This is a genomic window from Paenibacillus antri, assembly GCF_005765165.1.
GTDB lineage: Bacteria > Bacillota > Bacilli > Paenibacillales > YIM-B00363 > Paenibacillus_AE > Paenibacillus_AE antri.
Window position 1 is genome coordinate 122,742 of sequence record NZ_VCIW01000023.1, and the last position, 6,845, is coordinate 129,586.

General features: G+C 61.1%; 6 protein-coding genes and 2 rRNA genes. All 8 read right to left on the bottom strand.

Annotated features, from left to right (window positions below; all coding sequences use genetic code 11):
* Positions 1–8 precede the first annotated feature (8 nt).
* Complete coding sequence (locus tag FE782_RS26810; RefSeq protein ID WP_158299567.1) at positions 9–1,580, bottom strand: ATP-binding protein; 1,572 nt, start codon at positions 1,578–1,580, stop codon at positions 9–11.
* Between the two features lie 170 nt (positions 1,581–1,750).
* Positions 1,751–2,338 carry a Gmad2 immunoglobulin-like domain-containing protein gene (locus tag FE782_RS26815; RefSeq protein ID WP_138197439.1) on the bottom strand — a complete coding sequence of 196 codons (588 nt, stop codon included), beginning with the start codon at positions 2,336–2,338 and terminating at the stop codon, positions 1,751–1,753.
* Between the two features lie 17 nt (positions 2,339–2,355).
* The gene (locus tag FE782_RS26820) at positions 2,356–3,153 is read right to left on the bottom strand and encodes a sugar phosphate isomerase/epimerase family protein (protein WP_138197440.1); all 798 of its coding nucleotides are present in this window, start codon (positions 3,151–3,153) and stop codon (positions 2,356–2,358) included.
* Positions 3,154–3,170: 17 nt separating this feature from the next.
* Positions 3,171–3,770, bottom strand: a complete 600-nt coding sequence (locus FE782_RS26825) for a response regulator transcription factor (protein ID WP_138197441.1) — start codon at positions 3,768–3,770, stop codon at positions 3,171–3,173.
* Positions 3,767–4,903 (bottom strand): sensor histidine kinase, encoded by a 1,137-nt coding sequence (locus FE782_RS26830; RefSeq protein WP_138197442.1) that lies wholly within the window; start codon positions 4,901–4,903, stop codon positions 3,767–3,769. Before FE782_RS26830 ends, FE782_RS26825 begins: the two co-directional genes overlap by 4 nt.
* Before the next feature lie 21 nt (positions 4,904–4,924).
* Entirely contained in the window at positions 4,925–5,992 is a 1,068-nt protein-coding gene (desA, locus tag FE782_RS26835; protein WP_138197443.1) for a Delta(5) desaturase DesA, read from the bottom strand.
* A gap of 526 nt (positions 5,993–6,518) precedes the next feature.
* Positions 6,519–6,635 (bottom strand): 5S ribosomal RNA (gene rrf / locus FE782_RS26840).
* A gap of 67 nt (positions 6,636–6,702) precedes the next feature.
* Positions 6,703–6,845 (bottom strand): 23S ribosomal RNA (locus FE782_RS26845); the annotation flags it as partial.

Consider the following 6,845-nt stretch of genomic DNA (forward strand, 5'->3'; position numbering starts at 1 on the left):
TTTCCCATTCATGATCCATCGCCCGGAAACGCCAGCTCCACGACCGTCCCGCGGCCGACCTCGCTTTCGATCGACAGGCGCCCGCCGTGCGACGCCACGATCCGCTTCACGATCATCATGCCGAGTCCGTTGCCGTCCGGCTTCGTCGTGAAGAACGGGTCGCCGATGCGACGCAGCGTCTCCTCGGACATTCCCTTGCCGTCGTCGGCGAACCGAATGCGCCGTTCGCCCCCGGACGTCTCGAACCGAATGTCGATGCGACCGCCGAAGGGCAGAGCGTCCATCGCATTCTTCAGTACATTCAAGTATACCTGCTTCAGCTGGTTCGGATCGCCGGAGAGCGGCAGTTCGTCGACCCCCGTCGTCGCGATCTCCACCCCGTTCCGCGAAGCCTGCGTATCGAATATGGCCAGCAGCTCCCGCAGCACGGCCCTTGCATCGATCGGACGATGCGACGGCGCCTCCGGCTTGCCGAGAATCATGAACTCGCTGACGATGAGATTCATCCGGTCCAGCTCCGACATGATCAAATCGTAATACGCCGGCTCGGCGCGCGATTTCGAATACTGCAGCAATCCCTTGACCGTCGTCAGCGGATTGCGCACCTCGTGCGCGATGCCGACCGCGAGCTGACCGGCCACGACCAGCTTCTCCGTATTGCGGAGCAACTCCTCGGTCTTATGCCGCTCGGTCATATCCCGCAGCAAACCGAAGACGCGCACGAGCCGGCCGGCGCCGTCGAAGATCGGCACGACGTCCAGCATCGCGCGTTCGAACGGCTCCCGCCCCGTCAACACGAGCTCCTCGCCCATGCGTTCCGTTCGCTCCTCGAGCACGTGCCGGAAAATCGCCGCGATCGGCTCGAACGAGAGCGCCGAGACGCTCGGCGCGAGCGCCGGACCGAGCATGCCGACGCTTAACGCGTTACACTCGACGACGACACCCGCCTCGTCGGTCACGACGACGCCGTAATGCTTGTTCTCGATGAGCGCCTGGTTGAGCATGTGAAGCTGCTCGTTGCGCCCGCGCTGCAGCAGCTCCCGCTCGATGGAATCCGCCGTCGCGCACAGCAGCGCGAGCAAATGGGGATGCGCGTCGTCGAGTCCCGTCATGAACGTCAGCGTCCCCGCAGGCGCCGCCCCGGCATCGCGTCGCAACAACGCCGTGCAGCACGCTACGCCGTGCAGCGCCTCTTGATAGTGATCCTTCCCGAGCAGCAGCACCGGTTGTCCGCAGCTCAGCGACAATGCGATGGAACTCGGCCCCATGTCCTCGGTGAATCTCACGCCTTCTACGATGCCGAACCGTCGAACTTGCCGTTCCATCGCGGCGTTGCCTCGCAGCGCCAGCACGCACCCTTCGGCGTCCGTCATAAGAATGAGCAGCGGATCGTCCGGCGCGGCGGACAGAAATTTATCGATAAAACAATTCGTCACTTCCAATACCTCTTGAAACGCGATTCTTCTAGCCTGCAGCTCCGAGGCGGTCAAGCGATCCGAGAATGCGGGGAGCTCCCCCGGATCCAGCCCCGACCGGATGCAACGAGCTTTGGATTCTGCCAACAGTTCCGCCGGTCTCATGCTCGTTCGTCCATCCTTTCGTCGTCGATGTCTACCCATGTAACATTCTCCCTGCCGAGGCGGGAATCCTTCATTATACTCGAGCCTTTCGCTCGAGAACGATCGCGCCGCCAAGCGCACGGAAGGCTGCCCCGAACGCTAAGCGCTCTTGGACAGCCTTCTTCATACGCTTACGAGAATCCTTCGAGCGGCACGGCCCAGATGTTGACCTTGGCGCCGTCCTTCGCGCTGTATTCGAACAGCTCGAGCATAAGCGTTCCGTTGACGGGCAACTGCGACGCGGGCACGTCGACCTTCAGCTCGAACGCCGACCAGGCGGGCGCCCCTTCGTTCACTTGAACCGTCTTCTCGAACAAATACCGGTGGCCGTCCGACACGGCGTATTGCATCGTCGCCTCGAACACGCGCGCTTCGCCCCGGATCGTATAGCTGCCGGCCGAACCGGAAACGACGACGTTGCGGAACGCGTTGTTGCCCGTCTCGTCGACGTCGCGGCGAATGTCCACCTGCCGCGGCGATTCGCTCCATTCCACCTGCGCGCCGAGCAGCTCGCCGACCGCCCGAAGCGGTATGTAGGTACTGCCGTCGACGTTCAGAATCGGCCGTTCTCCATCGACGTAAGGCGCTCCGTTCACGTACACCGGATAGTTCGCCGCCGTCGCGACATACGTCTTCACCGTCGCCGCGAGCGTCGGCCATGCCGTCATCAATGCGGCGCCGACCAGCAGGCCGGCCGCGAATCCTTGAAATCGTCTCATGCGATCCCCCCTCACTACTATTGTAGTGCGGAATCGTTCGCCTCATGACCGCCGGCCGCCCCGGAAGCGAATCGCTTCAGCGCGGCCGCGTCTTCGGCGAGCCGAGCCGGGTCGTCCTCCGCGACGAATTCGAGCAGCGCGAACCGGTCGCCGGGCAAGGCGCTCAGCTCGTTCAAATAGCGGCGCCAGACGTCTTCCCCTTCGGCGAACGGATGCCGTTCGCGCCCCTCCCAATGGTACGCGTGCACGTACTCGAGCCACGGCGCGAGCCGCCGCAGCTCCTCGAGCAGCCGTTCCGGGGAGCCGCCGACCTCCGGCTGCCACAGCGTGCGCAAGTTCGGATGGTCCGCTTCTCGGAGCAAGCGGATCGCGGAATCGCACGTATCGGTCAACGTCCGGGCGTGGTATTCGAGGCAGACGAGCACGCCTTCGCGCGCGGCCGCTTCCGCGATGCGCCGCGCGTCGGCCGTCGCCCGCGCGCGCCAAGCTTCGTCGGCTCCATCCGAGCCGCGATCCCCCGCCCAGACGCGGATCGACGGCGCGCCGAGCGCGAGCGCGGTCGACAAGACGTCGTCGAAGTCGAACGCTTGCTCGGCCCCGGCCGCGAGCCGGTAATACGAGCCGTAAGCCGCGACGGCCAGTCCGGCCTCCCGCGTCAGTCGGGCGACCTCGCGTGCGGCGGCGACGTCGCCGTGCGGGACGTGGATGTCCCCGCCCCACTCGATCGCTTCCAATCCGGCCTCCGCCGCGAGCGCGGCGACGCGCGCGGGCGTCAGCGATCGGAACGTTATCGACACCAATCCCGTACGAATCATCCTTTGCCGCCCCTCCTCTATTTAAACCATCCCTTGTCCTTGAACCGCTTGATCGCCTCGATCCGATTCCCGACGTCGAGCTTGTCGAGAATGACGGAAATATAGTTACGCACCGTGCCGGTCGTAATGAACAGCTGGCTGGCGATTTCCTTCGTGTTTTTCCCGTCGGCCATCAGCTCGAGCACCTCGGTTTCCCGTTCGGTGAGCGGATTGCTCTCGGCGTACGCGTCGTCGACGAGGTCGGGCGCGTAGATGCGCCGTCCGGACATGACGCTGCGGATCGAATCGGCAAGCTCCTCGATCGGGCTGTCCTTCAGTAAATAACCGCTGACGCCCGCTTTGAGCGCCCGTTCGAAATACCCGGAGCGCGCGAACGTCGTCAGAATGACGACCTTGCAGCCGCTCCCCTTCAGCTCCTCCGCCGCTTCGAGGCCGCTCTTGGCCGGCATCTCGATGTCCATCACGCATATATCCGGCCGATGCTCCTTCACGAGACGCACGGCCTCCTCGCCGTTGTTCGCCCGGCCGACGACCGTCATGTCGGGCTCGAGATCCAGCAAGGAGGCGAGCGCGCCCAGCATCATCCGTTGGTCTTCCGCGATCACGATGCGAATCATGCGCGAATCTCCTCCTTCTCCGGCGGCTTGGGCATGTTCGGCACGCGGATGACGACCGTCGTCCCGTGAACGGACTCGATGTCGAACGATCCGTTCACGAATTCGAGCCGCTCGCGCATGCCTCGCAGGCCATTGCCGCGAACCGTATTTTTCGCTATTCCGACGCCGTTGTCCGACACCCGCAAGACGAGCTCGGTGCGCGACGGCCGGAAGGCGATCGTGCATACCGACGCCTTGCTGTGCCTAACGACGTTCGTGACGGCTTCTTTCAAGCACATGCTCAGTACGTTCTCGATCATTAGCGACGTATCCAGATGCGTCGGGTCGCCTTCGAGCCGCAGCTCGATTTCGGCGGCCTTCAGGATTTGCCGGACGCGGTACAACTCGTCTTCCACCCGGTCGCCGCGCATCGAGGTGACCATCTCCCGCACTTCTTTCAGCGCCGTCCGCGCCGTCTGCCGGATGTCGTCGAGCTCCGCGCGCGCTTGCCTCGCGTCCAGGTCGATCAGCTTTCCGGCGAGATCGGTCTTCAGTCCGATCAGCGACAGCTTCTGACCGAGCGTGTCGTGCAGGTCGCGGGCGATGCGTTGGCGCTCTTCGAGCTTGACGAGCTCGGAGATGCGCTTGTTCGCATTTTCCAACTGGCCCTCCAGCTTATCCTGCCGATTCTTGTTGTACGTGCTGACCGGAAGCAGAACGACGCCGATCAGACAGACGAGCACGAAAGGCAGCTGCGTGATGAAGACCGGATTTTTCGTCGCGAAGCCGACGTTGACCGTCACGATCGTACTGATCAGATGAATCGTATAGAACGTGAAGAAGGCGACGCGGTTCTGCAGGTTCCCGATGAAGAACGCCAGGAACAACGAGAAGTACACGTAGCCGAACAGCACGGTCATGACGATGGAGACGAGAATTTGCACGCTCGTCCAGAAGAAGACGAGCCACCCTTTCTTCGAGACGAACGCCATCACGTAACATGCGAAGAACAACAGGATCAATCCGATGCCCAGCGCGATCTCGTACGGCGAGGAGGAGCGAAAAATGAAATAGAAGGGCAAAATATAGAACACGACCCATACGTATGGGCCGAGTCCGGTGTTTTTAATGAAAAACTGACTCCACTTGGAAATGTCCGCTCCTCCTCCCGCCGGCTACTCCCGCTGCAATCCGGGACGCATCGGCTTACCGCCGACCTTAGCGACCTCCGCGGCCGCGGCGCGCATCTTGAGCTTCGCTTCGCGGAACCCGACGAATCGCTTCGCGTCTTCGTCCCAAAGTCGGAACCAAAGCGACTTCAAGCTTTCGGAGACGCCGATCGTCGTCGCCCGCTGCAGCGGCGGGGTCGAGTTGTGCGCCTGTTCCAAATAGTAGTTCGGCACCTTCGGGCTCAAGTGATGCACATGATGGAAGCCGATGTTGCCCGTAATCCACTGCAGCGGCTTCGGAAGCTTATAATATGAGCTGCCTTCGACGGCCGCTTGCACGTAGCTCCATTCGTTCTCGTGCTCGAAATACGAATCCTCGAAATTATGCTGCACGTAAAACAGCCATACTCCGGCCATTCCGGAGACGAGGAACACCGGGACCTGCACGAGCAGGAACGCTTCCCAGCCGATCGCCCAGCACAGCAGCGCATATAACCCTACGATGCTCACGTTCGTCAAGTATACGTTGATGCGTTCCTTCCAGCGAGCCCCCGGACGATTGAAGCGGTAGTCGATCAAGAACGTGTACGCCGGCCCGAGGCCGAGCATGACGAGCGGATTGCGGTACAATCGGTACGCCAGACGGCGCCAGAACGACGCGGCGGCGTATTCTTCGACGGTCATGACCCACATATCGCCCACGCCGCGCTTGTCGAGGTTGCCGCTCGTCGCGTGATGGACGGAATGCGTATGCTTCCACTGCGCATACGGCACGACCGTAAGAATGCCCGTAATCGTGCCGACGATCGCGTTCGCCCTGCGGCTCTTGAAGAACGACCCGTGGCAGCAATCGTGGAAGATAATGAACGTGCGGACCAGAAAGCCCCCCGCGACCGCCGCGAGGGCGAGCGTCAGCCAATACGATACGGATAAAGCGGCGTATGCCGCATACCAGAGCGCTATTAAGGGAACGATCGTGTTAATCATTTGCCGGACGCTCTTCGCCGTGTCCGTTTTTTCGAAAGGAGCGATCTCCTTTTTGAGTTGTGCGACTTTCGTTTTGTCCTGAGACATGATGGATATCCTCCTCGTTCCGACGCGCGGAATAACTCCGAGCCTCTTCCTATAGATTTCTATAGGTGCAGTTTTCCTAATCTCATTTTAGAAAATGCACCCGTTCGGAAGAAGACATAAACGTCAGTACGAGGATATGATAAATGTCATGTCCACCTCCATCTTACCAAAAAAAGGGCTCCGCGTGCAGCCGCTTTTCGTCGCGGCCGCTCCGTCGGAGCTCCGATTGGGAAAAACTAGCGGGCGCGAGCAGCGGCTCGCGGCTCATGCTCGATCTGCGTTTCACCGCACGTCCGCTACGTTCCGGAAAATGGAGCGGCCTCCCGGCACTGCCGGGCCTTTGCTCGTATCGCTTCCGTCATCCCATCGACCTTCACCGGCTTCTTCGACCATGCGGAACCCGTCCGTTCCGATTTGAACGCATAGTCAGGGTTGACATTAGGGTTTCCTAATTCCGCTTGCGGCATGACGCAAAAAAAACGCCTCCGGATCGATGATTCGATCTAGAGGCGTTCTTTGCTTCTCGGCTTGGCGACGTCCTACTCTCCCGGGACCCTGCGGTCCAAGTACCATCGGCGCTGGAAGGCTTAACGTTCGTGTTCGGGATGGGTACGCGTGGTTCCCTTCCGCCATTATCACCAAACCAATATAGTTCAAGGAGTCTTGCCCCTTGAAAACTGGATGCGAAACAATTGTACACTCCGAATATGTTGGATAAGTCCTCGACCGATTAGTATTCGTCAGCTCCACGCGTTGCCGCGCTTCCACCCCGAACCTATCAACCACGTCGTCTACATGGGGTCTTCAAGCAGGGAAATCTCATCTTGAGGGGGGCTTCACGCTTAGATGCTTT